Source organism: Cellulomonas biazotea, assembly GCF_004306155.1.
Taxonomy (GTDB): domain Bacteria; phylum Actinomycetota; class Actinomycetes; order Actinomycetales; family Cellulomonadaceae; genus Cellulomonas; species Cellulomonas biazotea.
The window spans coordinates 1-2,021 of sequence record NZ_BIMR01000326.1 but is presented as its reverse complement, the minus strand read 5'-3'; the positions used below and the strand labels follow the sequence as shown (position 1 = coordinate 2,021).

General features: G+C 71.1%; 2 protein-coding genes and 2 pseudogenes. All 4 read right to left on the bottom strand.

Annotated features, from left to right (window positions below; genetic code table 11):
* Positions 1–34: 34 nt before the first annotated feature.
* Positions 35–646: a GTP-binding protein gene (locus CBZ_RS17835; RefSeq protein WP_124342967.1), complete on the bottom strand. Its 612-nt coding sequence runs from the start codon at positions 644–646 to the stop codon at positions 35–37.
* Complete coding sequence (locus tag CBZ_RS17830) at positions 627–1,004, bottom strand: DUF742 domain-containing protein (RefSeq protein WP_130782816.1); 378 nt, start codon at positions 1,002–1,004, stop codon at positions 627–629. Before CBZ_RS17830 ends, CBZ_RS17835 begins: the two co-directional genes overlap by 20 nt.
* 22 nt (positions 1,005–1,026) lie before the next feature.
* Positions 1,027–1,477, bottom strand: a pseudogene (locus tag CBZ_RS17825) (roadblock/LC7 domain-containing protein).
* Positions 1,478–1,562: 85 nt separating this feature from the next.
* Positions 1,563–2,021: pseudogene (locus CBZ_RS21560) on the bottom strand (hypothetical protein); the annotation flags it as partial.

The following is a 2,021-nucleotide window of genomic DNA, read 5'->3' as shown; positions in this document are numbered from 1 at the left end:
CGGGGGCCGGGCGGTCGTCGGGGTGCGGGTGCGGTCACCGGTTGCGCAGACGCTCCATCGCGAGCTGCACGAGGGAGATGAGCGCCTGCTTGGTGGCGGCACGCGACCGGGCGTCCGTGTAGAGCACGGGCACGTGCGCCGGGATGGCGAGCGCCTCACGGACGTCGTCGAGCTGGTGCTTCGCGACGCCGTCGAAGCAGTTGACACCCACGACGAACGGGATGCCACGGCTCTCGAAGTAGTCGACCGCCGGGAAGCACTGGTCGAGACGGTCGGTGTCGACGAGAACGACGGCACCGATCGCGCCGCGCACCAGGTCGTCCCACATGAAGAGGAAGCGGTCCTGGCCCGGCGTGCCGAACAGGTAGAGCCACAGCTGACCCGGCAGCGCGATGCGGCCGAAGTCCATGGCGACGGTGGTGGTGGTCTTGCGGTCCGACACGCCACCGGCGTCGTCGACGCCGACGGAGTGCTCGGTCATCGCGGCCTCGGTGTTGAGGGGCTCGATGTCCGAGATGGAACCGATGAAGGTCGTCTTGCCGACGGCGAATCCGCCCGCGACGACGATCTTGACGACGGTGGGTGCGACGGAACCCGCGGTCCCCGCCGGAGCGGCGACGGCGGCGTCAGAGGGCGGAAATGCCATTGAGAACACTCTCCAGCACGCTCAGGGACAGGGCGGGGGACTCACCGGTGTTGACCTCGACCGGCTGAGAGGTGTGCACGCGCACGTACTGCTGGTCGGAGAGGTCGGACACGAGGATCCGGACCACCCCGAGGGGGAGGTGGAGCAGAGCGGAGAGCTCCGCCACCGAGATGTAGTTGTGCGCGGCGTGCTGCAGGATCGCCCGCTTCTCGGGCGGCAGTCCCGCGCTGGAGACAGCGCCCGGCATCACCTCGACCAGCGCCTCGAGAGGCAGGTCGGAGCGCGCCGAGCGCACGCGGCCGCCGGTGACGGCGTAGGGCCGCACCGTCCTGGCCTCGTACTCGATGTGCTCACTCATGTTCGGGCCGTCTCCGTTCCAGTCAGGCCACGGGGGCGCGCGTGGCGCCGTCGACGGGCAGCTGGCCGCGCATCTCGGAGATGAGCTGCGGCGTGAGGGTCGCCTCGGTCCGCGAGACGAGCATCGCCATCTCGTAGCCGATGAGGCCGACGTCGCAGCTCGACTCCGCCACCACGGCGAGGACGGAGCCGTTGGAGACGCTCATGAGGAACAGGAACAGCTGGTCCATCTCGATGATCGCCTGGCGCACCTCCCCCCGCACGGAGCTGGCGCGACGCGCCACGGGTCAGGCTCGACATGCCGGAGACGATCGCCGCGAGCTGGTCGCCGCTGGTGCGGTCGAGCTGCTCGGACATCGCCATGAGCAGACCGTCCGCCGACACCACGAGCGTGTGGCGAGTGCCGGGCACGGTCCGGACGAAGTTGTCCAGGAGCCAGCCGAAGTTGGCTGCCTCGGTGCTGAGCGCGGTCACACTTCCTCCTTGCTGGTGCAGTCGGTGACGACTGCGGGGTGAGACGTCACCTGGGCGGAGACGGCTGAGATGGGTTCTGTGGCCGTCATGAGGCCTGGCCGTTCTGACCTGAAGGGCCGTCCACGGCACGGCGGCCGCGGCTGGTCCCGGACTGGAAGCTCGACAGACGCGAGCGGAGCTGGTCCGCGTCACGCTGCACGGGCTTGCCCTCATCCGCGGCCGGGACGGCCGACGGCACAGCGGAAGGAACACGACGGGTGAGCGACTCGCTCGGCACCATCGAGGCGGGCCGGTAGGCCGAGAGCTGGCTGAGCTCGGAGAGCGCCTGCTCCTGGATGTCCGACCGCATGGCGAGCATGGCGGCCACCTCGTCGTCGAGCGTCCCGATGCGGGGAGCGACCGAAGGCGGGAGGGTCGGGTGCGGGACCGTGGCGGCCGGGGCGGCGGCAGCCGGCGGGCGCGGGGCCCAGTCCGGCGGCGACCAGCCGGCGGCGACGCGCGGCTCCGGCTGCACGGGGTGCGGCGCGACCGGGGTGGCCTGCGC

Bases quoted from the DNA above. Each gene is read 5' to 3' on its own strand.
- CBZ_RS17835 (WP_124342967.1), bottom strand. From the start codon at position 646: ATGGCATTTCCGCCCTCTGACGCCGCCGTCGCCGCTCCGGCGGGGACC.
- CBZ_RS17830 (WP_130782816.1), bottom strand. From the start codon at position 1,004: ATGAGTGAGCACATCGAGTACGAGGCCAGGACGGTGCGGCCCTACGCC.